The sequence below is a fragment of the Rufibacter latericius genome, from assembly GCF_003721515.1.
GTDB classification, from domain to species: domain Bacteria; phylum Bacteroidota; class Bacteroidia; order Cytophagales; family Hymenobacteraceae; genus Nibribacter; species Nibribacter latericius.
On sequence record NZ_RJJD01000001.1, the window covers coordinates 193,653 to 218,565 of the forward strand.

Genomic DNA, 24,913 nt, shown 5'->3' on the forward strand with positions numbered 1-24,913 from the left:
TGCGGAGGATCAAAATAAAACTCCCGGAAAATGCCCTTGGTCTGCAAGGTACTGCCATTGAATTCATATTGGACTTTAGGGCCGGGAGAATTGTCTGGAAGTTTCTGCTAGCATTCCATTGGGAAAACCGATTACCAATTCTCTTTTTTCTCTTCGGCTTTCTCTACGATCTCGGTCTGCACTCTAATGGATTCCAGATGAATCAGCTCATAAAGCTCAGCTGCAAATTCTGGGTTGACCTGCATCTGCCGGGCCCACTCCTTGCGGCTCTCAAAGATGCTTTTCCAACGCTCGGGCTGCAGCACGGCAATGTTGTTCTGCTTTTTGTCTTCCCCAATCTGCTCTACCAGGCGCATGCGGCGGGCCAAAGACTCAATGATCTCGCGGTCGGCGCGGTCTATCTTCTGGCGGAGTTCCTCGGTTCGGCTGATGAAAGCGGCATCGGGGAGGCTGCGCACCTGCAGTTTGGCCAGCACCTCGGCCAGAGCCGAGGGCGTGATCTGCTGATCGGCATCGGAAAGGGCCTGGGCCGGGTCAAGATGCGTCTCTATCATCACCCCATCGAAGTTCAGATCCAGGCCAGTCTGGGAAATGGGTAGAACCAACTCCTGCTTGCCGCCGATGTGGCTGGGATCCACCACCACAGGCAGCCAAGGGTACATTCCCTTCAGCTGGATGGGGATTTGCCAGAGCGGCACGTTGCGGTATTTGCTGACTTCATAAGACGAGAATCCCCGGTGAATGGCCGCCACATCCTGCACGCCTACCGCCCATAGCCGCTCAATGGCTCCGGCCCAAAGGGAAAGATCTGGGTTCACGGGGTTTTTGACCATAATGGGCACATGGGTTCCGCGGAGGGCCTCGGCCAGTTCCTGCACGTCAAAGGGGTTGACAGTGGTGCGGGCGCCAATCCAAAGCACGTCAATGTTGTGCTTGAGGGCGATTTCAATGTGGTGTGGTCGGGCCACCTCGGTAGCCACCGGCATCCCGAATTCCTGCCGCACCTCGTGCAGCCATTTCATGCCCTCGGTGCCCACTCCTTCAAAGGTGCCGGGCTTGGAACGGGGCTTCCAGACGCCCGCCCTGAAAATATCCACGTGTTGTGCGCGAAGTTGACGGGCCGTATCCACGACCTGTTCCCGGGTTTCGGCGCTGCAGGGTCCGGCAATTACCAAAGGCCGGCGGTGCAGCTTACTCAGCTGGTGAAAATAATTCCTTTCTTTTTTCCGTTCCATGGCCAATTGATCTCGTAGCAGGTAGCGTTTTGGGGGTGGTTTTCGCAAATCACCCAAAAAACAACTAACAACCGTTTTTACGTTATCTTTGTACAGCTTAAATGTAGCACTTAATCTATGACTCCTGCACTAAAAGTTTCTTTTGAAGATACCGCCATTGCGTTCGCTGATAAATCTGACGCTGAGCTCTACAAAACCTACCTCCTGTTTGCGGCCATGAACAACAACTCCATGGTGAAGATGGGCGGCGGGCTTATGAAAAAGGCACTTAGCTGGAACCTGCCGGTGAAGTTCCTCATCAAGAAAAGCATTTTTGAGCAGTTCTGCGGCGGCGAGACCATCCAGGAATGCAAACCCACCATTGAGAAACTGGGCAGATCGGACATCGGTACAATTTTGGATTACTCGGTGGAAGGCGAAAGCAACGAGGCCAGCTTTGACCACACGGTGCAGGAAATTATTGCAACCATTGAAATGGCGGCCACCTCCAACCACATTCCGTTCAGCGTGTTCAAGGTCACCGGCCTCGCCGATTCTGCCCTACTCACCAAAGCTCAGTCTACCCAGGAATTAACTCAGCACGAGAAAGCAGCCTTCGGGCGGGTACGGGCCCGGGTGAAAGCCATCTGCCAGCGGGCGTTTGAGCGCGGCGTGCGCGTCTTCATTGATGCCGAGGAAAGCTGGATGCAGGAAACCATTGACAATCTGTGCCTGGAGATGATGGAACTCTATAACCAGGAGCGCCCCATCGTCTACAACACCTATCAGTTATATCGCCATGACCGGCTGGATGTGATCAAGCGTGATTTTGAGCGGGCGCGGAAACTGGGCTTTTACCTGGGCGGCAAGCTGGTGCGCGGTGCTTACATGGAGAAAGAAGGCCGCATTGCCCAGCAACGGGGCATCAACAACCCTATCAACCCTACCAAAGAAGCCACGGATGCCCTATATGACGAGTCATTGCGGTACTGCCTGGAGCACGTAGACCGCATTGCTATCTGTGCGGGCACGCACAACGAGCAAAGCTGCTATTTCCTAATGGAACTCATGGACGAGTTCAACATCCAGCCTTCTGATGAGCGCATCTACTTCGCGCAATTACTGGGTATGAGCGATAACCTTTCCTACAACCTGGCCCATGCCGGGTACAACGTGGCCAAATACGTGCCTTACGGTCCGGTAGAAGCCGTAATGCCCTACCTGCTGCGCCGCGCCGACGAGAACACCGCCATTGCCGGCCAAAGCAGCCGCGAGTTCTCCCTGGTGAAGAAAGAACTGGAGCGCCGCAAACGCAGCTAAAAATCTAAAAAGGCGTTTTGGAGCTGTTTCAGAAGAAACAAGCCCAAAACGCCTTTTCCAATTCGTTCTAAAAAGAAAGAGCGTCTCTCACGCAAACCGTAAGAGACGCTCTTATCTTGTCCTAATCAGGAGGTGTGCTTACGCACACCACTAATTACTGAGCTGTAGTTGTACCAGTAGTGGTAGTAGTGTCAGCACCAGTAGTGGTGGTAGTAGTGTCAGTGGTAGCTGTAGTAGCAGTGTCACCTTCAGTAGCAGTAGCATCAGTAGAAGTTGCTTCAGTGCCAGCAGCACCTTCAGTTCCTTCAGCAGACTTAGACTCGCAAGAAGCGAAAACGAACATACCAGCAACTAGGGCAAGAGAAAATACCTTTTTCATGGTGATTTTTTTTAAAGGGTTTTAGCGTTAAATTCAACCTTTATACCACTACCCCCCCGGAGGTAACCCACCTTTTTCAAAAAAATTTTATTTTTTTTCTGTGGGTTACTAAATGACTGAAACTGTATTAATTGACAAGCATGATTCAAAAGGCGCTAGTGACCGATGCGGCCATAATAGAAGGGATTCTTCAAGACGATGATACGGCACTGGGTAGGTTATACAAACTCCACTTTCCTATGGTGTTGTTCTTTGTACAGAGCAACAACGGGACCGAGGATGATGCCAAGGACATTTTTCAGGAAGCGGTGATTGTCTTCTACGAGAAGATAAAAGCAAGCCAACTGGAACTAAATTGCCAGATCAAAACCTACCTGTACTCCATCTGCCGTCGGTTGTGGCTTAAAAGGCTGTCCAGAAGCAGCCGGTTCAGCCATGGCATGATTGAAGACACCGAGGCTGAGTTGGCGCCCCAGGCTGACGGCGATGCCGAACAAGCCGAGCAGAACGAACTCAAGTTCGAAGCCATGGGTAACGCCCTGGCCCAACTGGGCGAGCCCTGCAAAACCCTGCTGGAGGATTTTTACCTCAGAAGCATGGGCATGCCCGAGATCACCGAGAAGTTTGGCTACACCAACGTAGACTCGGCCAAGAACCAGAAGTACAAGTGCCTGATGCGCCTCAAGAAGCTGTTCTTCTTAGACTATCAGGTTCCTTTGTAGAAGAGGGGAATTCGCAAAAACAGACATCCGCCAAAAGGATGCGCAGCTATATATGAGTGAAAGGGAATTATTAGAATTAATTGAACGCTACCACCAGCACCAGGTGACTTCTACTGAGCGGCGCGCGCTGCAGGAGCGCATGGCGTCTGACCCGGTGTTTGCCCAGCGGGTGCAGGAGGTGAAAGTGTTCATAGGCGCCTTACAGAACCATGGCCGTCAACAGGCCCTCCGCGACCGCCTGAACCAGCACCACCAGGCTTGGCAACAGGAAACCGAAAAGGCTGCTCCGGCAGCGGTACCGGTACTGCGTCGGCGTACCCCCATGCAGATTTTTATGCGCCGCTATGCCGCTACCATGGGTGTGGCCGCAACGGTGGCCATTGTCACGGTATTCAGCAGTCTATTGGGCATGGAGATGTGGCGTTCGGCTACCAAGCAGCAGACCGCCCGTTACGTAGAGCTTCGCCGCGAGGTAGATGCCCTTAAACGCAAGCAAAACGCCCTCCTGAACACGAATCCAGTAACTCCTAAAACTACCCCTTTGAACCCAGGGCAGTTCTCAGGCACTGGTTTCGTACTTACCTCAGACGGATATTTCGTTACCAGCTACCACGTGATTGAGGGCGCCGATTCGCTCATGATCGAGAACAAAAAAGGCACCAAGTACAAGGTGGAGGAAATCTACTCAGACCAGGTACGTGACCTGGCTTTGTTAAGGGTAACCGATACGGCCTTCACTGGCTTCGGGAAACTGCCTTACTCCTTCAAACAGAAAGAAAGCGAACTAGGCGAGCGCGTGTTCACCCTGGGTTTCCCGAGAGAAGACGTGGTATTCGGGGAAGGTACCCTGAGTTCCCGCTCCGGCGTGTACGGCGATACCGCCTCTTACCAGATCTCCATCCCGTTGAACCCGGGCAACAGTGGCGGCCCTCTCCTTGATGACCGCGGAAACATGATTGGCGTGATCAGCGGCAAGATGCTGGGAGTGGATGGAGCAGCCTTCGCGGTGAAATCTGCCTACCTGTTAACCCTGCTGGACCAACTACCCGAACACCGGCTACCCAAGCCTATTTCTTTGCCTAAAGTAAACAACCTGGCCGGCAACCCACGTCCGCAGCAGCTTAAGAAACTGCAGGATTTTGTGTACATGGTAAAGGTGTATAACTAACCTAATAAAGCCTCTATTTAAAGGCTCATTTTCCTAAATAATGCCTAAAACGCCCGTGCTCCGTACGGGCGTTTCTGTTTCCAGGGAGCCCGGCAGATGTAACTTATACGTAGGGTTTGCGTTAAGCATAATCTAATTGCCAGTTGCCAGTTTTGCGACTGGCCTAGTAATTACCACTATGTTACATCTACTAAATATTAAGCAAAAGACTATGGAAAATCGCACTGGTAACACTCACAATTCTGGTATGTTGACGGGTATGTTCAGAGACAGAGATAGCGCTGAACGTGCCTATAATTCTTTACATAGCCGCGGCTACAGCAGAGACGATATTAACGTGATCATGAGCGATGATGCCCGCAAGCGTCACTTCTCAGACAGCGATAACAATAATACTGAATTAGGAAGCAAAGCCCTTGAAGGAGCCGGAGCTGGTTCTGCCATTGGCGGTACTTTGGGTGCTATTGTAGGCGCAATTGCTGCTATTGGTACTTCTATTGCGTTGCCAGGTTTGGGCTTGGTAATTGCTGGTCCGTTGGCAGCTGGTCTGGCCGGTGCAGGTGCCGGTGGTCTGACAGGTGGTTTGCTGGGTGCACTGGTAGGTTCCGGTATTCCTGAGGAACGCGCCAAGGTGTATGAGTCTGGTATCAAAGAAGGTAACATTGTGATGGGCGTAACGCCAAGAAACGCTGAAGATGCCGCTTATTTTGAAAATGACTGGCGGACTAACCGCGGTGAGCATATTTACCGTTAATCAGTAGAAATACTTTTATATAGAAACGCCTCGGTTCTTTGTGAACCGAGGCGTTTTTTATTGTTCCTTATTTCGCCGTTCTTAATTCTATTTGTCGTTCTATTTAAGGGTTATTTTAAGGAAATAACTCCAAAAACAGCACTACCTTTTCTCGCAAAGCAAGGGGCAATTTACTTGTAATTCTAAAGCTATTTCAATTCTAGCCGGATGGGCAAGGTCATACGTACAGGAACGTTTCGGCCGTTTTGGCTGCCGGGTTTCCAGCGCGGCACTTTCTTCAAGACCCTCATCGCCTCTTCCTCTGTGCCATAGCCCAGGCCTTTCAGCACCTGGATTTCGGTGAGGTCACCCGTGGCGGCTACCACAAAACTCACTATCACGGTACCTTCAATGCCATTGGCCTGAGCCGCCCTCGGGTATTTGATATTCTTGCCTACAAACTCCATCAGTTTAGAAAGGCCACCCTCAAATTGGGGCATGTTTTCCACGCTCAGGAAAGGCTCTGTTGTAGCAGAAACCGGCGCTTCTCCGGTTCCGGCACCTGAACCTGTACCAGATCCTCCGCCAGGTTCAGGATTGTTCAGGTTTTCTTCCCCGTTTCCTTCAGAAGCCACCAGCCCCGAATTGGCTGTTTTCAGTTGCTCTTGCGTGGGAATTTCGTCGGTTACCGGTTTGGTTTCCTCTACTACTTTAGGAGTCACGTTTTTCACAGTTGGGCCCGAGGCTTTCGGGGCAGCGGGCTCCACACCTTTTTCCGCCTTGATTTCATCAACTTTCGGAAAATCGATGTTTACCCACCTTCCCTCCTCTTTCTTCGGTTTTATGGCAGGGATTCCGGTTTCCTCCAAAAACCTGTTTGCTAGCGTAGGCAGCGAGAACCCGATTATAAACAAGGCAATAGCATAAAGGGCAGCCTGATTTAAGTGGTGGTGGTACAGTTTGCGTAAGACATAGGCGCCATAGGCTTTGTTGCGGCCTTCAAAGATCATGTCATCAAGGGTGGCGGCGTAGGTGGTGTTTGGTTCCATGGGATTGTTTGTTTGGTGGAAGGAAGGGTGTCATTTCCCCCATGATGCACTCCCCTTCCAGATTCCACATACACACCAGTCTAAATCTCGTATATAGAAAACTGGCTATTCTTTTTTCTTTTGAGTATCAGGAAGAAACAAAACCCAGAACAGGATTGTTAAAAAAAAGAGGATCAAAAAGAACAAGTACTGCCCTGTTCTGCTTACTTGCATTTCTTTAGCAAATAATCTTTTCAGGTGCACACCTTTCTGGTGCTTGACTACGTTTAACGTAGGGTAATGCACCGCAAAACAGGCACTACTTTTGTATATACATTAACAGACATTTCTAGGGAATCTATATGTTTTCATTAAAAACCAAGCTGGTTGCGTACGGGACTGCCGCCTCTGTGGTGTTTGGCATTGCCTCCTATAGACTTCTGGAGCCAGATGGCGCAGCACGTGACCAGAAAAACGAAGTATTGACCAAGGTGCTCATGCAGGGTTTGAGTTCGGCCCACTACAAACCTGAGCGCTTAGATGATAATTTTTCTAAAAAGGCCTTTAACCTGTATCTGGAGCGCCTTGACTACAACAAGAAGTTCTTGCTGCAGTCAGACGTAGACCAACTGGCTACCTACCAGACCCAACTTGACGACGAGTTCAAGAACGGCTCCTTTAAGTTCTTTGACCTTTCCATGGGCATTTTCCAGAAAAGGTTGAAAGAGGCTGAATCCTATTACAAAGAGATTCTGGACAAGCCGTTCACCTTTGACAAAGAGGAAACCATTGAGGTAAAACCAGAGAAACTGAAGTTCGCTACCTCGCCGGCCGCTTTGAAAGAAGAATGGCGCAAGTACCTCAAGTACCAGGCCCTGATCAGGGTGGCCGATGCCCTGGACAGCCAGCAGAAAGCCGACTCAGCGGGTTCCAAGGAGCCCAAGAAAACCATGCCTGAAATTGAGGCCGATGCCCGTAAAAAACTGAAGGACAACTATGATGACCTGTTCAAACGGATGGAGCAGTTGGAGAACGAGGATTACCGTTCTTCTTACCTGAACTCGTTTGCCAACATCTACGACCCGCACACCGAGTACTATGCACCCAAAGAGAAAGAGGACTTTGACTATGAGTTCTCCGGCCGCTTGGAAGGAATTGGTGCCCTGCTGCAGGAAAAAGACGGTTTGATCAAAGTTTCGGAAATTACCCCCGGAAGCCCTTCTTACCTGCAAGGTGAGTTGAAACCCGGTGACGTGATCCTGAAAGTTGCCCAAGGCGACCAGCAACCTGTTGACATCCAGGGCATGCGCATAGACAAGGCCGTTACCCTCATTAGAGGTAAAAAAGGTACTGAGGTTCGCTTGACGGTGAAAAAGGTAGACGGAACCATGAAAGTGGTTTCCATCATCCGTGACGTGGTGGTGCGGGAAGAAGGCTACGCCAAATCTCTGCTTATCAAAGGGCAGAAACCAATTGGGTACATCCACTTACCTGCCTTCTACGCTGACTTCAAAAACGCCGGTGGCCGTAACAGCGGCAAAGACGTGGCAGCCGAGATCCAGAAACTGAAGCAGGAAAACGCCCAAGGCATCATCCTTGACCTTAGAAACAACGGCGGTGGCTCTTTGCAGGACGTGGTAGACATGGTGGGCTTGTTCATCAAGTCTGGTCCGGTGGTACAGGTGAAATCAGCGAACGGCCCGGCGGCTGTACTGGAAGACAGAGACCCGCAGATTCAGTTTGGCGGTCCGTTGGTGGTGCTGGTAAATGAGAACAGCGCCTCGGCATCTGAGATCATGGCGGCGGCCATCCAGGACTACAAGCGCGGCGTGATCGTGGGTAGCTCTACCTACGGCAAAGGCACCGTACAGCAGTTTTTCGATCTGGACCAAGTTTTACCAGCTTCCTTCGATGCCGTGAAACCTCTTGGTCACCTGAAACTGACTACCCAGAAGTACTATCGTATCAGCGGTAAAACCGTGCAGTTGCGCGGCGTAACGCCAGACATTGTGCTACCCGATACCTATACTTACCTGAAATACGGGGAAAAAGAGCAGGAATACGCCCTGCCGTTCGATGAGATCCAGTCAGCGAAATTCAACACCTGGAGCAGCCCTAACTTCTCAATTGACAAGCTGAAGGCTTCTGCAAAAACCAGAATTGCTGCCAGCCCAACGTTCTCCTTGATCAACCAGAGCGCCATGCGCCTGAAAGACAGAACCGAGTTGTCTACCCGTTCGCTGAAGCTGAGCACCTACTTAGCCGAAGAACGCCGGACTCAGGAAGAATCTAAAAAACTGGATAGCCTGCGCAAGAACATACCGCAACTTGACGTGGCCGGCCTGAAAGCCGACCTAAGCAAACTGAACGGTGACACCGCCGCCTCGGCACGGTTCCAGGCATTCACCAGAAATGCCAAGAAAGACCTCTACATTCAGGAAGCCGTTTCTATCCTGAAAGATGGATTATAATATTTCTTAACCTTCTAAAAAAGGCCGTTGCTCAAGTGACGGCCTTTTTTATTGCCTTTTCCTGAAAAACAGCCCTGAAACGAATAAACCCTTTCCTCTCCCAGAGCTAGTCCAAACCCTAGAAGAAACCTCTTCAGCGATACAGATCCCTCAGTTCGAGACAAGCTATTTCCCGCTTGGTTTTCTGAAACCGGGCCTAAAACAGGAAGCCATTACTGGCTTGAAAACAATTGCCGCTTAACCCTTCATTTTACCGAAGGCCTGCTCCAGGTCTTTGATCAGGTACTCTGGGTCTTCCAGCCCGATGTAAAACCTGATGAGGGTAAAAGGCAGCGAAGATCGGTAATTCCCTTCCTTGTAAGTGGCTGCCGCAGGAAAAATCAGCGACTCATGCCCGCCCCAGGAAGCAGCCATCAGGAAGTGCTGCAGGCTGTCACAGAACCGGTCAACCTCTCTAATATGCTCCGTGTTCAACCGGATGGTGAATTGCCCGGTATTGTTGCGCATCTGCTTTTTGGCCAGGTAATATTGCGGATGTTCGGGCAGGAAAGGCCAGAGGATTTCCGCCACTTCATCTCTTTGCTGCAGGTACGCCACCACCTGCCGCGTGGTCTTCGCAATGCGTTCCATGCGCACGGGCAACGTGCGGAGGCCTCTTAGCAGCAGCCAGGCATCGTGCGGCGACAACACCGCGCCCAAAGTCATAAACTCCGTCTCGAAGATTTGGTTGATGCGCTCCCTTGATCCGCAGACTACCCCACCCATCACATCGCTATGGCCACCTATGTATTTGGTAGCCGAATGCACCACCAGATCAACGCCCATAGCCGCCGGGTTCTGGAACAAGGGTGAAGCAAAGCTGTTGTCAATCACGGTACAGATGTTTCTTTCCTTGGCAAGGGCCGCAATCTGGCCGATGTCCTGCAATTCAAATGTAAAGGAGTTGGGACTTTCCAGGTAATATAAAACTGTGTTCTCTTTGGTGGCTTGGGCGAAGTTTCGGACATCTGAACCGTCTACCATGGTCACCTCCACCCCAAACCGGGGCAGGAAATGGCGCATGAGTTTATTGGTCCAGGTATAGGGTTTCCTGATGCAGACCACATGATCACCCGCCTTCACCTGTGACAGCACCGCCGCCGAAACCGCTGCAATGCCGCTCCCAAAAGCTATGGCGTGCTCGGTCCCTTCCAGGGCGGCAATCTTCTTTTCCAGGATGTCTACCGTAGGGTTGTTGCCGCGGGTATAAAAGTCAACCTCAAACTCATGCTGCAGCATGTACCGCATCTCGTCAATGGTTCTGCACGCGAAGTTGCTGGTCTGGATAATGGGAGGCGCTACGGCATTGAAATACGCCGCCCGGTCTTCGCCAAGTTCGTTCAGGATATAGGAAAGGTCCATACAGATGAAACAGTTTTCCTCCTTCTACTCCCAGTATTCTAAAAGAGTTGTAGGGTGAAAACCCTCCTCAAAGTAAGAGCAAAAAGAAAGGGCTTACCATGCGGCAAGCCCTTTCTTTTTGCTCTTTAAAGTATCTTAGAACCTGATTCTAAGGTTAGCTTCCACCTGTGGATCTGGCTTGGCTACGTCTTTGGTTTCTTTGGTGAGGTCAAAGGAAGTGATAAGTTGCACGTTGTCTTTAATGTTCACGCCGGCACTCACGTTCCAGGGAGCGGTTTTGTCAAACTGCCCACGGTAGTTTACTCCGGCCGTCACAAATTTGATATTGGCCATCGTCCCGAACTGGTATTCTTGTTTTCCGTCTTTCAGGGGTTGGCTCATCAGGAACGAAGGAGTTAAACTGAACTCGGGTGCGAAAGCCACTTTATAACCAGCGGTCACCAGCAGTTCCTGAATGCCTTCGTGCTCAGCATCACCTACCAGGTTATAGGTTGGTTTCAGCAGGCTGGCGAAGATACCACCGGCATAGAAGTTCCGTATCTTCAACCAAACACCCGCATCTACATCCGGGCGGAGGTCGTTGTCATGGCCCACCATTTTCTTTTCCTCGGTACGGGTTTTCTCCGCTAGGTCTACGTTAAGGTATTCTGCGGCTAGCTGCGCCCCAAAAGAGAGGCTGCTTTGCTCACCCAACCGGAAGCGCTTAGCATAGGAGAAGCCAATTTTGCCTAACCAATACGGGCCGAACTGATCATAAGAACCCACCACCCCGATTCCGTTAGGGTTTTCCGCACTAATGTACCCTTGGTAATGGGCAATCACCGACAAAGGAGCCGAAGACGCTTTGCTGTTGAAGGAATTCAGGTGTCCGTTTACGCCAAACTCTCTTCTTCCCTCAGCGCCTGCAAAGGCCGGGTTCAGGTAAAAATAATTCTGTTGGTAAAGCCGCGGGATCACCATCCGTTGCGGAGTAACCTGGGCCTGAGTAACACTTGCAGCCAGCAGTAGCAAGCTGAAAGCAATGATTTGCTTCAGATTCATTAACAAAGGGAAAATTTAATTTAATTGTATTAAAAGTAGCAGTAGGCAATAAAATTTCAGATGGATGTATTTGCAATAGATGCTGAAACAACTTTTTGTCTCAAATTAAAGTTCATAAAATTGTAACCCTCTATATTCATTTTTACAAATATAAAGCTAAAAAGTGCACCTAATCAGCCCTTTACCTATTTTCTAAGCAAATTTTTTTCAGAAAATTTTTAATAATTCCTACTCCTTTCCAGAATACAGATCGTTCTAAGTAGACAACAACAAAGCCACTCTCCCCTAAGCTAACTAACCTGAAATAGGATTATTTTACATAAAACGGCCTTAAAACGAAAACCCCTCTTTTGCTAGACAGAAGAGGGGTTTTCGTTTTAAGGCCAATTCAGAGAAATGAGGCAAAAAGCAGTTAGCGGCCTTCCAAAACAACAGATTAAAGGCTCAGGAATATATCCTTTGAGTATGATTAAGGTTTAGTATCCAAGGGCAGTATCATCTCCGCGAGGATCGGCTCCACCTTCCCATTTCCCGTCTTTGCCTTTCAGGATGCCGTCTACCGCACCATAGTTGGATCGGTTCTGCAGGGTATGGCCTTTCTTTTGCAGGCTTTCCCTTACTTGAGATGAAATTGCCGCTGGTTCAGGCTCAATTCTGTCGGGGAGCCATTGGTGGTGGAAGCGTGGCGCCGCTACTGCCTGTTGCATGCTCATCCCGTGATCTACCACATTCAAAATAGCTTGAAATACCGAAGTGATAATAGTAGATCCGCCGGGAGTGCCCACCACCATGAACAGTTTTCCGTCTTTCTCCAGGATGGTAGGCGTCATAGAGCTCAGCATGCGTTTACCAGGAGCAATGGCATTGGCTTCTCCCCCAATCAACCCGAACATATTGGGCACGCCGGGCTTGGCGCTGAAATCATCCATCTCGTTGTTGAGGATGAATCCCGCTCCTTCTACCACTACTTTAGAGCCGTACCCTCCGTTAAGGGTGGTAGTAATAGAGGCTGCGTTCCCCCATTGGTCAACAATGGAATAATGGGTAGTCTGGTCACTTTCTTTGGCTACCAACTGGCCCGCCCCTACCTGCGTTGACGGTGTTGCCTTTCCCATGTCAAAGGTAACCATGCGGTTCTTCAGGTAGGCCGGGTTCAGCAGGGAGGCCATAGGCACCTGAACGAAATCGGGGTCTCCAAGATAGGTGGCTCGGTCGGCGTAGACGCGGCGCTGGGCCTCAGTCATCACATGCACGGTATTCGCCTGTTGCCACCCCCATTTGCCTAAATCAAATGGTTCCACCATCTGCAGTAACTGCAGCAGCGCGATTCCCCCGCTGGAGGGCGGAGGCATGGAAATGACTTTGTAGCCGCGGTACGTCCCGGTCACCACAGGGCGCCACACTGACTGGTACTCTTTCAGGTCTTGGTGCGAGATAATGCCGCCTCCCCGTTTCATTTCCTTTACCAGCAGGTCGGCGGTTTCGCCTTCGTAGAAGCCTACCCGTCCTTTGTCCCGAATACGCTCCAGGGTTCGGGCTAATTCAGGCATGGGCAACACGTCTCCCTTCTGCCAGGGTGTGTCTCTTACCACATTCGGGATAAACTTATTTGCTTTGAGGAAACTCTCTTTCGCGCCGTTCAGCATGCTGGCTTCGCGCTCAGTCAGCACCACGCCTTTGCGAGCCAGATCAATGGCGGGTTGTATGACCTGCGCCCACCGAAGACTGCCCAGCTTTTGATGAATGGCTACCATTCCGTCTACCGCGCCGGGTACCCCTACGGCCAAATGCCCCAGCGTACTGGCATCGGCTATCACGTTGCCTTGAGCGTCTAAGTACATGTCACGGGAAGCAGCTTTAGGAGCTTTTTCGCGATAATCGAGGGCTCCTACTTCGCCATCTTGCTTGCGGTAGACCAGGAAACCGCCGCCGCCAATGTTTCCGGCTACCGGAAAGGCTACGGCCAAAGCAAATCCGGTGGCCACGGCTGCGTCATAAGCATTTCCGCCCTTACGCAGAATCTCCAATCCAATCCGGGAGGCCTCTGGGTGAGCACTGACCACCATGCCCTTTTCGCCGGTGGCTCCTTTTTCTTGGGGAACCGAGGAAACGGGTGTACCAGAGGGTTTGCAACCGGTGAACTGCCAGAGCAGCAAGAGCAACAACAGAGGGAAAGGGAGGCGAGTAGTCATTTGTTTTGAGGGTGATTTTACCAAAAGGGCCTTGAAACGAAAGTTTACTAAGGAGTAAGTAAGGAAATATATCGGCATAAAAAAAGCCTGGCGGAAGTTCTCCGGCAGGCTTTTGGGGAAGCAGGTTAGCTTATTTCTTGATGATTCTGGTTTGGTAGACTTGGGTGCCCGCCTGAACTTTCACCAGGTACATGCCCGATGGCGCCTTGCTCAAAGCCTGAGAAAGCTGCTGGTTCAGGGTTTGCTCTAAGCCTGCGGTTTGCAGGACAACTTCTCCGCGCAAGTTGTACAGGGTCAGAGAAAGGTTGTTTTTAGGCGCCAACACCGGCAGTTGCAAAGTCACCGCTCCGGTGGTTGGGTTTGGCGAGATTCTGAACTTGCTCTTCAGATCTTCTTTGGTGCCCAACGGATCATTGGCCGTGAAGGCAAAACGCGCATACACCGGCAAGTGGTCTGAGGTGGTGTTAGAATAGTTGGTTACGTAGCTTCTTGGGTCTTCCACGGTGGTGGAGTTCTCCAGGTAATCATCGGTTAACTCATTGGAGATGATGATGTGGTCCAGGAAGCTGTTGGAGCTTGGGAAAGAGAAGCCCCCGTTTTCGGCCAGGGTTTTGGTAAGGGCCATGTAATCGTCTACATCGGTCACGAAGGAGTTGTAGGAAGAAACCCCACCGGCGTTGATGGAACCTACCACATTGTCATTGTAATCGCCCAGCAAGATCACGTTATGGTTTGCGTAGTACATGTCTAAGGTATCTTTCAAAACCTTCAGGTCATTCACCCGGCGGTTGAAATCGGCATTGGCACCACCTGATTTGGCGTGGATGTCAATTACCCTGATGCGCTTGGTGATGCCGCCTACGGTCACATCAAAAGTACCCATGTACGGCAGACGGCCTGAAGACCAGAAATCATCATCAATCTGGGTGGTGGTACCGGCAACGGCTTTTCTGTACATATCCTCAAACATCACTCTGAACCCAACCGGAGTCACCGTTGCGGTGTTGTAGATGAAGCCGATCTTCTGGGCCGGGAAAGGAGTAGTGGAGGAATTCGGTTTGATGGAGTACGAATACACCGGGGAAATCTGCTTGGCATAACTTCCTGGCAGGTCAGCAATCACTTTTGCCAAGGCCGTTTCATCGCTGATTTCCTCAATCCCGACGATATCCATGTTCAACCGGTTCAACACGGTGGTGGCGTTCTCAATCTGCAGGTGGGCGTTGGCCGGACCGTACCCTTCGATCTGCGTTCCGTTCCCGAAGAACTCCATGTTGTAAGTGGCTACGTCAAAGGTCTCCGATTTCAGGTAAGAAGAACCTACTAGGCTGATGTTTCTGGCTTCCAAACCAGTACCGGTAAAGGAAAGCGTTCCCTCAACCTTGAGTTGCTTGGCCGAAGGCGCAAAACGCACTTGCACGGTTTTGCCAGCAGCTACTGCTGCCTCGGTTTCAGGGATTACAACGGAAGAAGCAAAGGTGGTTCCGTTATCTGCAGACACTTCAAAACCAGCAGGGGCAGTCACAGTGATGGCTCCATACCCTACGGCTCTGAAGGAAAGCGACTGCGCGGCAGACTTAGTACCCATGGCTGCTTCGCCGAAGCTGAAGGTTGCAGTTGGGATGGTGTTGAAGCTGCTCAGGTCCTGAATTTTGACATCATCCACGGTCCAGCGGGAAGCCCCTTGGGTGGTAGAGGTATAGACAAAGGCCACGTATTTTGCGGTTTTTGGCAGTTCAATTCCCTGCGTCAAAGTCCAGAGGTTGCTGTTAGAGGCTGGGAAGGCATTCTGTACCTCGGTCCAAGTGGCATCTGATGGGTTGCCAGTTCCAGAATAATCTGCCGAGTACATCAACTTCAACTGGTTCCCGGCAAAAGCCGAGATGGTCCAGAATTGCAATACCGGCATGTTGGTGAAAGTAGTCAGATCCAGTTGCGGAGAAATCAACCAGTCTTCGTTTGGAACGCCCGCCCCGCTCACGAACCCATTGATCTGAGCTGCTTTGTTTGGGGTAGGAGCATTACAACCGGTAAGGCAATCACGTCCGAAGTTGGTGCTTGCCCATACCTGGGCGCCTGTTACGCTAATCTGCATCCAGCCGCTGTTGGTGAGAAAATTAGGGTCGTTGAAGTTCTGGTTATAAGGGTCTATTCCCAAACCTGATAAGTTCACGGTCACCGCCTCGGCTCCGGTTGAGGTGTGGCTGATGGAACCCGTCACGCTGCCTACGTTTGTAGCCGTAAACCGCACGTACACTTTTTGGGCTACAGCCAGCTCGGCTCGGGTAAACACCAATGGCGTAGTGGCATAGGAACCATCGGTTTTGGAGATCTCAAAAGGTCCGGTTACAGAAACCGTCACATCGCCGGTCACATTTGCAGCGGATAAGTCATACGATTTTACCACACTCTTGGTAAGCGCCAAGGCCGGAAAGGCCAGGGAAGCGACCGAAGGCGTTAAAACAGGAGTTGGTGCCGCGGCGGTGGTAAAGGACCAGGAAGTACCGGACAAACCTGCATAAAAATTACCTGCTGCGTCTTTAAAGGCTGTATTCTCAATGAAAGCCGTATAGGTTGTATTTGGCTGCAGGCTGGTGTTTTTGATGGTCACGGTAGAACCCGAGTACACTACATCTGCCTCATTGGCCACTTTTGAAATAGGATCTCCGCTCCAGGTAAGACCTACTTTACCGGTTCCAGCTACAACAGGCTCACTGAACGTAAGGACGAAGTCTGTATTAGTAGGTACGTTGGTAGCTGCGTTTGCGGGAGTAAAGGAAACCAGGGTTGGAGGTGTGTTATCTGCAATAGCCACAGGGGTTACATCTGCCCAAGAAGTACCAACTCTTATTTCATCAACTTCTGCGTTGGGGGTATTTGATCCATTCCGAAGGGCAATAGAACCAAAGGCGGTAGAAGTAGTAGCTGTGCCACTATTGTTAGAAACACTACCTGTAGAGGGTTCTGCTCCTCCAAATTCTGAGGGATTCACCCAAAGAGTTGCTATATCCGGATTGCTCCCATTTAGATCATACTTTACAACTATCAGGTACGTTTCACCAAAATTCAAGTCAGTTACATACTCGGTTTGAGTAGGAGCACCACCAGTAGTATTTTGAATCCCAAATCGGAAATTATTCCCACCGTTTACGCTCTTAATTTGTAAGCGGCCGAAAAAGGCACCTGTTGAAGTACCAGCAGATACACCAAAGTGCATGAAATAATCAAAGGCTGTAGATGACAACTGGGTTTTATCAACTACTTTAATTAAAGCAGAATAATAACCCACTTGGGCTTCAGCCGCAATACCTGTAGGAGCGTTTACATCCTTGCTGACCCCAGATAACATCACTTTATTTCCAACCGGCCCTCTTAAACCAGGGTAAGAAAGGCTGCCTTCCACAATAGGAAAGACTCCTGTACCACTATGTGCTGTCCAACCATTGCTAATCGAAGTTCCAGTAGCCTCAGTTTTACCAATTTCCCCAATTCCTAAAAAAGGATCATAGAAGGTTTGCCCTAAAACTTTCCCGCTACTTCCTAGCCCAAGAAGTGCAATTAGCAGAAAAGTTATTTTCTGTAAAGGTTTGATCATAAAAATTGAATTATTTGAAAAGTGGAGGAAGAAAAGATATTACTTAATGCCTTAGAAAACAGCCTCAAGTGACTCGAGGATCGGAAAACAAATGTAACTAATAGCTTTCTATAGAATGTAACGATTAGGTTAATTTTTACCCTCAAGCTAAACTCCCGCTTCTCTTCCTTCCACAAACTTTTCTACAATTTTCTGCCGTGCTTCACCTTGATAAAACTCACTTCTGAAGGAGCGTTTCAGAGCCTCTGGAAGCGCCCGTAAACCAATAGTCAAATTGCTAAAAATCAATTAGTTAAATACCTAAAATTATTAGCAAAAATGCAACTCAACCTGCTTCTAATGTGTTTAAAACATATGAAGAAGGTACTAGATGAAAATGTGATTCCGCTCTTTCAGGAAGAGCAAAAACCACAGGATTCAGCCTGGCGGAAATCTATTCCGGCTCAGGTTTTCCTGAACTACTTTTTTGCGATCAACTACCATATCAACCACAGTGCAGAAGAAGCCGGCCTGCGGAATAACGCCTTTTTCAGACAGCATTCCGCTGACCTTTCTGAGCAGGATCTGCAGGCTATTGCCCGAACGTTGCATAATAGTTGGAGCACAGAGTATGCCCTCCGCGCTACCGCTGAGTTAGGAGATGAAACGTATTTGCGCAACGCCCTGCACTGGACGTTTCCGCAGGCGTATTACTCCATCTTCGCGGGGTTGCAGGCTTTCCTGTACACACTGGGTACTAAAACCAACAATGAGGCGGCTATCAGAAGAGAGTCTGGAAGATTGGTGGTGAAGAATGCGTACCCGCGGGCAATTGGCTTCTATGCAGCTGGGGCGTACAATGACTTCAGCATCCACCGCTTGCCGCTGGCGGGCTACAAACCTGGGCTACAGATTGCGGGCAAGGAGATTGAAGCACAGGCTCAGATTGGACAGTTTTTGCGCACTACCAGAAAGCTCACAGCCAACGCAATTCGGCAGCAGGTGCAGAAGAACCCGGCTACGGCCATCAGAAGCAGCAAGACGGGGAAAGTATTGGACAAGTGGGCAGCGCAGCACTGGCAACAGATTACCTGGCGCATGGGGTACACCACCCTGTTCGATTTACTGAGCCGTTTGCGCATCTCTTCCACGCAGAAGGAAATTGACCGTTTCGTAGAAGCCGAGATTGATTTCAAGCTCTTTCACGAGTGCTTGTTGTCTATTGTAAGCTACATGAACGGCTTGCACGAGAGTTACGTCGCTCAGGCCATGGGACTGGAGAAATACCGCAAGGTAGTAGCCGAGTTGCCCGAGCACTTGCGCACTGGCTTCGTGATGAACCGCTTAAACCAACAGGTGGAACCTCTTTTCAACGAAGGAACCGCCATGCAACTTTCTGCCGCAGCTTAATCAAAGAAGTGACTGTAGGAGGAAGTGAATGAGTGAATAATTTACACCAGCTTTTTCGGCCTGTTTTCTCTAAAACAGGCCGAAATCATTTTAGGGCAGGTTTGGTTCTTTCTCTTCTAAACCTCACATCCACAAAGGAGAGACTTACTCGTGGCTGAATTTCTCTATTTGCACGCCTTTCGCCCCAGCCGTTTTCAGGGCTTCAATGGCGCAGAGATTGATTTGCTTCAGCTTCAGTTCATGTCCCTCAAACAAAGCCAACACCTCGGGGTCTACAGATTCCGGGTCGGCGGCAGCCTGCATGTGGCCCGCCTGCTCAATGGTGAAACAGATAGACTTTATCTTCTCTCCTTTTACCCGCACCTGCTCTGCATTGAACTTAAGCAGGTTCTGCTTCAGGTAATCGCGCACGAAATCACCTTCCTCAATATCAGTTTCGGCCAGGCGGATGACCTCCTGGTAGCTGCGTTTGTGCAGGAACTCCTTCAGGGTTGGTTGCAGCATTTTACGCACTTGCGGCTCGCTGATTTGGTGGGCATAGATCAGGATGTTGAAAATCCAGCGGAGGGTTCCGTCGGTCTCCTCGAAGATCAGACTAAGTTCACACTTCATAACTTGGGGGATGGTTTCTGACTTTAACGGCGAAAGCGCCTGAAGGATTACAAACACCGTTCAGTTTACCTGTCCCCTCCTGCTTCTCGTTTTCCTTTTTCCCCGCTTTTAGGCCATTTTCTAAAAACCACCTGAAAAACACTGATTCTGCAAGTGGTGCCTCCTCAGGTTAGTATCCTTTAAACCACCAAGGCAATAATCGAAAAACTAAACGCAGTCATTTTCTTTGGGTCTCGTACAAACAGGTTAGGCCGCTTTCAAAGGCGGCCAGAACCGAATTTAGATCTTAACCGAAGCAAGAATGGAATACAGAAGAGTAGGAACCACAGACCTGGAAGTATCAGTGTTGACCTTTGGCGCCTGGGCAGCCGGCGGCTGGATGTGGGGCGGAACCGAGCGACAGGAAGCCGTGGACGCCATCAAAGCCGCCTATGACCACGGAATGACCTCCATTGACACAGCGCCCATCTACGGACAAGGCCTGAGCGAAGAGATTGTGGGCGAAGCCATCAAAGGCATTCCGCGCGACAAAGTGCAGATCCTCACCAAATACGGCATGCGCTGGGACCTGGCCAAAGGCGATTTCGGGTTTAAAAGCCAGGACAACAACGGCAAGGACATTGATGTCTACAAATACGCCGGCCGCGAGAGCATCATCAAGGAATGCGAAGACAGCCTCCGCCGCCTGGGGACTGACTATATTGACCTCTACCAAATCCATTGGCCCGATGTGACCACGCCCATCCAGGAAACCATGGAAACGGTGGCGCAACTGATTAAGGAAGGTAAAGTGCGTCAGGCCGGAGTGAGCAACTACAACGTGGCCCAGATGCAGGAAGCCGAAAAGTACATTACGTTGGCTTCTAACCAGGTTCCCTACAGCATGGTGCACCGCAACATTGAGGCCGATGTGGTGCCGCACAGCTTGGAGCAGCAGATCGGGATCCTGGCCTACAGTCCGCTGGAGCGCGGTTTACTCACCGGCAAAATCAAACCCGGCCATCCCTTCAACGAAGGCGACCATCGCGCGAGCCTGCCCATCTACCAACCCGAGAACCTGGTGAAAGTGAATGCCTTCCTGGACAAAATCAAGCCTCTGGCCGATGACAAAAACGCCACGCTAGGTCAGTTGGTGCTTCGCTGGACCATCGCGCAGCCCGGCATCACTATTGCCCTGGTAGGCGCCCGCAACGCCGAGCAAACCATCCAGAACGCCAAAGCCATGGACGTGCAACTCAGCCAAGATGAGATTACTTTCATCACCGATGAACTGAACAGACTGCAGTTGCCGGGCTAATTCACTTTGGTAAACCCTGTTTCCTTTACAGAAGCGTTTAGGGGCTACTTTTCAGAAAGTGGCTCCTAAACGCTTTTTTACGTCTTTTCGCCCATTTTCCGCAAGCAGGCTGGCTTTGTGAAGCAGCAATCTGGTCCAAACGTTTCTATTTCAGGCGGTATCTTCTCTATGTATGGGAATAATTTCCGAAATTCGCGCTCTGATTTTAAGCATACACTGAAAGACCGTTTCCATGCATTTAAGCGAACAGGAACTACGCCGGCGCCATGAGCGCGAAGAGCTCCAGAAGATGGGCATCAACCCCTACCCTTCCGAACTTTTTGACGTGAACGCCACGGCCAAGGATATAAAGCAAAACTTCGATCCGGAGCAGAACAATTACCAGGAAGTGAGCCTGGCGGGTCGCCTCATGAGCCGCCGCGTGATGGGCAAGGCCTCGTTTGCCGAACTCATGGACAGCTCAGGCCGCATCCAGATCTACGTGTCGCGGGATGACATCGCCCCGGGCGAGAACAAGGACCTGTACAACACCGTGTTCAAGAAGATGCTGGACATCGGGGACTTCATCGGAGTAAAAGGCTACGTATTCAAAACCCAGGTGGGTGAGACATCGGTTCACGTAACCGAGCTGACCTTGCTGGCTAAGTCTCTAAAACCGCTGCCCATCGTGAAGCGCGAGGTGGACGAGAACGGCGTAGAGCACGTGTACGATGCCTTCACCGACCCGGAACTGCGGTACCGTCAGCGGTACGTGGACATGGTGGTGAACCCCGAGGTGCGCGATACTTTCATCAAGCGCACCAAGCTGGTGAACACCATGCGCGAGTACCTCAACGAGCGCGGTTACCTGGAAGTGGAAACCCCCATCCTGCAGCCCTTGTATGGTGGCGCCGCCGCCCGTCCGTTTAAGACGCACCACAACACCCTGGACATGACCTTGTACCTGCGGATCGCCAATGAGCTGTACCTGAAACGTCTGATCGTGGGTGGTTTCGATGGCGTGTACGAGTTCTCCAAGGACTTTAGAAACGAAGGCATGTCGCGTTTCCACAACCCGGAGTTCACCCAGGTGGAGTTGTATGTGGCCTATAAAGACTACTACTGGATGATGGACCTAGTGGAAGAAATGGTAGAGAAAGTGGCTTTGGCGCTGCACGGCACCACGCAAGTACAGGTAGGCGAAAACGTGATCAACTTCGCGCGTCCCTGGAAGCGTTTCACCATGTTTGAAGCTATCCAGCACTTCACTGGCATCGACATCTCGGAGATGGACGAGGCCCAACTGCGCGAAACCGCCACTGGCTTGGGCATTAAACTGGACCCAACCATCGGGAAAGGAAAGATCATTGACGAGATCTTCGGGGAAAAATGCGAAGGTCAATTGATCCAGCCAACCTTCATCACCGATTATCCGGTGGAGATGAGCCCGCTGGCCAAAAAGCACCGCAGCAAAGAAGGTTTGGTAGAGCGTTTTGAGGCGATCTGCAACGGAAAAGAGATCTGTAACTCCTTCTCTGAGCTGAACGACCCCATTGACCAACGCGCCCGCTTTGAAGAGCAGTTAGAGCTTGGCAAACGCGGCGACACCGAAGCCATGGTATTGGACGAGGACTTCCTGAGAGCCTTGGAATATGGCATGCCGCCAACCGCTGGTTTGGGCATCGGGATTGACCGCTTGAGCATGATCATGACTAACTCCCAGTCTATTCAGGACGTGCTGTTCTTCCCGCAGATGAAACCTGAGAACAATTAATTAATGTGCTAATTAGGTATTGTGCTGATGTGCTAATGGTTTCATCAGCTTTATTAAGCAGAAAGGCCGCTCTTTTACAAGAGCGGCCTTTCTGCTTTGGGGCTATTTTCCTTAAAACGGGCCAAAAACTCAAATTCTGTAAAATGAAATTCTGAACGCTGGCGCAAGCTTGCAGCACGTGTCTGCACGAATTGCTGATAAAAGCCCTACTCTCTTTTGTCATCCTGAAAGGATCTTGTGAGCAAACGGTAGAGTCGTTTCTCTATTGCTTGTCTAGTTCGCCCACAAGATCTTTCCAAGAGGACAAGTTAGGAGGAGAATTTCCTTTAAGATTCAGGCAGGTACCTGAACCCTGACTGGCTAAGATCCTTAAACAGCACTAACATAGCCAGCTGTTTTAGAGCTTCTCTTTAAGAAAACGGCCTAGAAACGGAATGGCTGTAAATGCAGAAAGCCTTCCCCGTCTGGGAAGGCTTTCTTATATTGGTTAAATAACTTCTACTCGCTACTTCTGATGTGACTTTCGTCTGTGTGCTAAGCTATTTACGTATCCCTCAAAAACTAAATCTAAATCGATCTCTATTATCAAGTTTCAACGCTAATAATCTGCTTCGCTTTACTTCATCTGTTTCGCAATTTCTTATTTAACCAATCATACTTTCTATCTTTAACGGCCTGAAAACCCAAAGGTTACGGAAGCCATCAAAATTATAGAAAAAATTTAAACTGAGGCATCTGCGCCAGTGCCAGTGCTGCCGCCTTTTGCGGCACCTTTGGCTCTGCTGGCTCTCTTCGGCTTGGTGGTAGCTCCCGAGGTGATACCGGCACTGGTGCCAGTAGCGTTCGCGTCAGTGTCAGAGCCCAGGGTGCCGGCATCGGCTCCATAGGCGCCGCCGCCAACTCCTGCGCCCATGTCTGATGGAGCGGTTCCGGTAGCGTTATCACGAGGATTGTCCCCAGCCATCAAATCTACATTTCCGCCGGTTGGGTTGTTGTCCAGGTGCGAAGTTGGAGTGCTGTTAGAACCAGTATTCACCACATCGGGGTCACCGCTGCCTGACTTTCTGCCAAGCAACGACCCGGCGCTGGAACCCAGGCCCTTCACGGTAGATCCAATACCAGAACCTAGTTTGGAAGCAGATTTTTTCAGGTTGCCGCGGGTGGTTTCGCCCGCTTCAGGAGCCATTAAGATACCGGCCACTAAACCAGCGCTGGCGCCGGCAAGCATGGCCAGGATGATTTTTCCATTATCGTCTTTCATGAGCTTTATTTTTAAAGGAACAATTGTTTGGGTTTCAAAACGTTCGTTCCTACTTAACGATAGTCAAAAACATTTAGTTATCTCCTCCGCTTCCCAGACCTAAGGCCCTGATGCTCAGATTTAGGACTGTGAACCGGCGTCTGTGTTGCCGGTACCGTTATCGGCTCCGCCAGACTTCGCGCCAGCGTTCCCGCCTTTCACACTGTCCAACAGGCTTGTAAGGCCGCTCAGTTTTTCAAGGTAAGGAGCAATCTGTCCGTTTACGCTTTCAGCCAATTGTCCGGCGGCTTTCACCAAGCCTTCACGAGAATCTTTGCCGTTGCTTGGGGCCATCAGGATACCTGCAACTACACCAGCGGCGGCACCTGCGGCAGCAGCGATCAAAATTTTTGAATTGTCATTTTTCATAGTGGTAATAAATAAGGGTTGATATTTCATTTCCGGTCCGGTTCAGACACATCATTAGAACGACAGACTACGCACCGGCAATATGCTAAACAATAAATATATATTGTAACATATATTCAAGCGGTTTACGGATTTATACGGATACAGGTTAACCGTTTTTATCTGATTTAGAAAAAAACAGGCGAAAAACGTCTGCTTAGCGCCTCAAAGAAAGGCCAATTGGCTTATTTCCGTATATTTCCCCATAGAATGACTCCTATGAAAAAACACCTTCTTTTTTTTGCATTGGTGCTGGGGAGCGTGGCACTAGGCTGCAAGAGCAACCAACAGACGGCCACCGCCTGCATTGACCCTTCTAAAATTGACAAGGAACGCGCCTGCACCATGCAGTATGACCCGGTGTGCGGCTGCGATGGAAAAACCTACGGCAATGCTTGTATGGCCTTAAGCGCTGGGCTTACTTCCTATAAACCGGGAGAATGCCCCGACAAAGGCACGAACAACTAAGACTATGAGCGAGAAAAAATACTTTCTTCAAACAGCTCCCTACCGGGTACCCACCACCGACGGTAAACTAATTGAGGAGCATTTTGGCCTGGCCAGCACCCGTACCGAAGCCTTTAGCGTGGCGCACATGGTGGCTCCGCCCCACTGGGGAGAGCCGCACCAGACCCCGGAATTCGACGAGGTGACCATTGTACTCCGCGGCCGAAAACAGATTGAGATTGACGGGGAAAACGTGGTCCTTTCGGCGGGGCAGACGCTGCACATCAAAGCGGGCGTCCGCATCCAGTATTCCAACCCCTTCGATGAGGAATGTGAGTACTGGTCTATCTGTGTGCCCGCCTTCGACATCAACACCGTTAACCGCGAAGACTAGGCTTTGGCCTGTTTTCCTCTGAAACCATAAAGCCGCCGCAACCCTGTAG

20 protein-coding genes are annotated in these 24,913 nt (G+C 50.5%); 10 read left to right on the forward strand and 10 right to left on the reverse strand.

Annotated features, from left to right (window positions below; all coding sequences use genetic code 11):
* Positions 1 to 131: 131 nt before the first annotated feature.
* The gene (locus EFB08_RS00755; protein ID WP_123125004.1) at positions 132 to 1,235 is read right to left on the reverse strand and encodes a bifunctional 3-deoxy-7-phosphoheptulonate synthase/chorismate mutase type II; all 1,104 of its coding nucleotides are present in this window, start codon (positions 1,233 to 1,235) and stop codon (positions 132 to 134) included.
* Positions 1,236 to 1,352: 117 nt separating this feature from the next.
* On the opposite strand from EFB08_RS00755, the gene EFB08_RS00760 reads away from it, so the two are divergent.
* Entirely contained in the window at positions 1,353 to 2,534 is a 1,182-nt protein-coding gene (locus EFB08_RS00760; RefSeq protein ID WP_123125005.1) for a proline dehydrogenase family protein, read from the forward strand.
* Between the two features lie 154 nt (positions 2,535 to 2,688).
* On the opposite strand, the gene EFB08_RS00765 is transcribed toward EFB08_RS00760, so the two are convergent.
* Entirely contained in the window at positions 2,689 to 2,913 is a 225-nt protein-coding gene (locus EFB08_RS00765) for a hypothetical protein (protein WP_123125006.1), read from the reverse strand.
* Positions 2,914 to 3,053: 140 nt separating this feature from the next.
* Between EFB08_RS00765 and EFB08_RS00770 the strand changes: the two genes are divergently transcribed.
* From EFB08_RS00770 to EFB08_RS00780, 3 genes are all read left to right on the forward strand, one after another.
* The gene (locus EFB08_RS00770) at positions 3,054 to 3,635 is read left to right on the forward strand and encodes an RNA polymerase sigma factor (protein ID WP_123125007.1); all 582 of its coding nucleotides are present in this window, start codon (positions 3,054 to 3,056) and stop codon (positions 3,633 to 3,635) included.
* A gap of 52 nt (positions 3,636 to 3,687) precedes the next feature.
* Complete coding sequence (locus EFB08_RS00775; RefSeq protein WP_123125008.1) at positions 3,688 to 4,803, forward strand: S1 family peptidase; 1,116 nt, start codon at positions 3,688 to 3,690, stop codon at positions 4,801 to 4,803.
* 211 nt (positions 4,804 to 5,014) lie between these two features.
* On the forward strand, positions 5,015 to 5,557 hold the full coding sequence (locus EFB08_RS00780) for a hypothetical protein (RefSeq protein ID WP_123125009.1): 543 nt from the start codon (positions 5,015 to 5,017) through the stop codon (positions 5,555 to 5,557).
* Between the two features lie 188 nt (positions 5,558 to 5,745).
* Here EFB08_RS00780 and EFB08_RS00785 read toward each other — a convergent pair whose 3' ends face one another.
* Positions 5,746 to 6,585 carry an energy transducer TonB gene (locus tag EFB08_RS00785; RefSeq protein WP_123125010.1) on the reverse strand — a complete coding sequence of 280 codons (840 nt, stop codon included), beginning with the start codon at positions 6,583 to 6,585 and terminating at the stop codon, positions 5,746 to 5,748.
* A gap of 341 nt (positions 6,586 to 6,926) precedes the next feature.
* On the opposite strand from EFB08_RS00785, the gene EFB08_RS00795 reads away from it, so the two are divergent.
* Positions 6,927 to 9,035, forward strand: a complete 2,109-nt coding sequence (locus EFB08_RS00795; RefSeq protein ID WP_123125012.1) for a carboxy terminal-processing peptidase — start codon at positions 6,927 to 6,929, stop codon at positions 9,033 to 9,035.
* A 237-nt stretch (positions 9,036 to 9,272) separates the two neighbouring features.
* Here the strand turns inward: EFB08_RS00795 and EFB08_RS00800 are convergent, their stop codons facing one another.
* The 4 genes from EFB08_RS00800 to EFB08_RS00815 form a co-directional block, all read right to left on the reverse strand.
* On the reverse strand, positions 9,273 to 10,436 hold the full coding sequence (locus EFB08_RS00800; RefSeq protein WP_123125013.1) for a trans-sulfuration enzyme family protein: 1,164 nt from the start codon (positions 10,434 to 10,436) through the stop codon (positions 9,273 to 9,275).
* 135 nt (positions 10,437 to 10,571) lie between these two features.
* On the reverse strand, positions 10,572 to 11,477 hold the full coding sequence (locus tag EFB08_RS00805) for a PorP/SprF family type IX secretion system membrane protein (protein WP_123125014.1): 906 nt from the start codon (positions 11,475 to 11,477) through the stop codon (positions 10,572 to 10,574).
* Positions 11,478 to 11,953: 476 nt separating this feature from the next.
* Positions 11,954 to 13,669 carry a gamma-glutamyltransferase gene (gene ggt / locus EFB08_RS00810; protein WP_394342936.1) on the reverse strand — a complete coding sequence of 572 codons (1,716 nt, stop codon included), beginning with the start codon at positions 13,667 to 13,669 and terminating at the stop codon, positions 11,954 to 11,956.
* 130 nt (positions 13,670 to 13,799) lie between these two features.
* Positions 13,800 to 16,913 (reverse strand): Ig-like domain-containing protein, encoded by a 3,114-nt coding sequence (locus tag EFB08_RS00815; protein ID WP_165864764.1) that lies wholly within the window; start codon positions 16,911 to 16,913, stop codon positions 13,800 to 13,802.
* A 705-nt stretch (positions 16,914 to 17,618) separates the two neighbouring features.
* Here EFB08_RS00815 and EFB08_RS00820 point away from each other — a divergent pair.
* Positions 17,619 to 18,653: a hypothetical protein gene (locus tag EFB08_RS00820; RefSeq protein WP_123125016.1), complete on the forward strand. Its 1,035-nt coding sequence runs from the start codon at positions 17,619 to 17,621 to the stop codon at positions 18,651 to 18,653.
* 144 nt (positions 18,654 to 18,797) lie between these two features.
* Here the strand turns inward: EFB08_RS00820 and EFB08_RS00825 are convergent, their stop codons facing one another.
* Positions 18,798 to 19,265 carry a hypothetical protein gene (locus tag EFB08_RS00825; protein WP_125077615.1) on the reverse strand — a complete coding sequence of 156 codons (468 nt, stop codon included), beginning with the start codon at positions 19,263 to 19,265 and terminating at the stop codon, positions 18,798 to 18,800.
* Positions 19,266 to 19,566: 301 nt separating this feature from the next.
* Between EFB08_RS00825 and EFB08_RS00830 the strand changes: the two genes are divergently transcribed.
* The gene (locus EFB08_RS00830) at positions 19,567 to 20,562 is read left to right on the forward strand and encodes an aldo/keto reductase (RefSeq protein WP_123125018.1); all 996 of its coding nucleotides are present in this window, start codon (positions 19,567 to 19,569) and stop codon (positions 20,560 to 20,562) included.
* Positions 20,563 to 20,794: 232 nt separating this feature from the next.
* Positions 20,795 to 22,315: a lysine--tRNA ligase gene (gene lysS, locus EFB08_RS00835; RefSeq protein ID WP_123125019.1), complete on the forward strand. Its 1,521-nt coding sequence runs from the start codon at positions 20,795 to 20,797 to the stop codon at positions 22,313 to 22,315.
* 721 nt (positions 22,316 to 23,036) lie between these two features.
* On the opposite strand, the gene EFB08_RS00840 is transcribed toward lysS, so the two are convergent.
* A complete protein-coding gene (locus tag EFB08_RS00840) occupies positions 23,037 to 23,576 on the reverse strand; it encodes a YtxH domain-containing protein (protein WP_123125020.1) in 540 nt (179 codons plus the stop codon).
* Between the two features lie 120 nt (positions 23,577 to 23,696).
* On the reverse strand, positions 23,697 to 23,984 hold the full coding sequence (locus EFB08_RS00845; RefSeq protein ID WP_165864765.1) for a YtxH domain-containing protein: 288 nt from the start codon (positions 23,982 to 23,984) through the stop codon (positions 23,697 to 23,699).
* A gap of 258 nt (positions 23,985 to 24,242) precedes the next feature.
* Here EFB08_RS00845 and EFB08_RS00850 point away from each other — a divergent pair, with 258 nt between their 5' ends.
* Both EFB08_RS00850 and EFB08_RS00855 read left to right on the forward strand, forming a co-directional pair.
* Positions 24,243 to 24,491: a Kazal-type serine protease inhibitor domain-containing protein gene (locus EFB08_RS00850; RefSeq protein WP_123125022.1), complete on the forward strand. Its 249-nt coding sequence runs from the start codon at positions 24,243 to 24,245 to the stop codon at positions 24,489 to 24,491.
* Positions 24,492 to 24,495: 4 nt separating this feature from the next.
* Positions 24,496 to 24,864, forward strand: coding sequence for a cupin domain-containing protein (locus tag EFB08_RS00855; RefSeq protein WP_123125023.1), 369 nt, complete (start codon positions 24,496 to 24,498; stop codon positions 24,862 to 24,864).
* Positions 24,865 to 24,913: the final 49 nt, after the last annotated feature.